Consider the following 582-nt stretch of genomic DNA (forward strand, 5'->3'; position numbering starts at 1 on the left):
ATCCGCCGTGCGCCCTTTCTAACTTAACCTTTCGGCTTCAATAAGCCATCTTGGTGAGTCCTTGTTCACAGCGATGTAAACAAGTGCTCTTAAAAAGGTATTGCATAAACAAATCACAAAAAGGATTTGTTCGGTTGATTCTTGATTTGTTACTTTCAATGTCGTTTTATCCAGTTTTCAATGAACAAAATAATGGTATTCAGCAATCCAATTGCCGAAACAATTAATTGGTGGAGCCTAGCGGGATCGAACCGCTGACCTCCTGCGTGCAAGGCAGGCGCTCTCCCAGCTGAGCTAAGGCCCCTCAATAAATATTGTTTTTAAGCAGCCGTTCTACTTAAAAGGTCTATATGGTGGGCCTAAGTGGACTCGAACCACCGACCTCACGCTTATCAGGCGTGCGCTCTAACCAGCTGAGCTATAGGCCCCTTTCGGGATTTTTTAATAAGATGAAGTTTCATAATGAACCTTCAAAACTGAACGCAAAACGTTAACTTGCAGACCCCTTGGGTCTACATTCCGAAATATTCCTTAGAAAGGAGGTGATCCAGCCGCACCTTCCGATACGGCTACCTTGTTACG

The 582-nt window shown here is 44.3% G+C and carries 2 tRNA genes; both read right to left on the bottom strand.

Features of this window, described 5'->3' with window-relative positions:
• Positions 1-228: 228 nt before the first annotated feature.
• A tRNA-Ala gene (locus MHZ95_RS20790) sits at positions 229-304 on the bottom strand.
• Between the two features lie 47 nt (positions 305-351).
• A tRNA-Ile gene (locus MHZ95_RS20795) sits at positions 352-428 on the bottom strand.
• Positions 429-582: the final 154 nt, after the last annotated feature.

It is taken from the genome of Sporosarcina sp. ACRSM, from assembly GCF_022346545.1.
Classification (GTDB): Bacteria; Bacillota; Bacilli; order Bacillales_A; family Planococcaceae; genus Sporosarcina.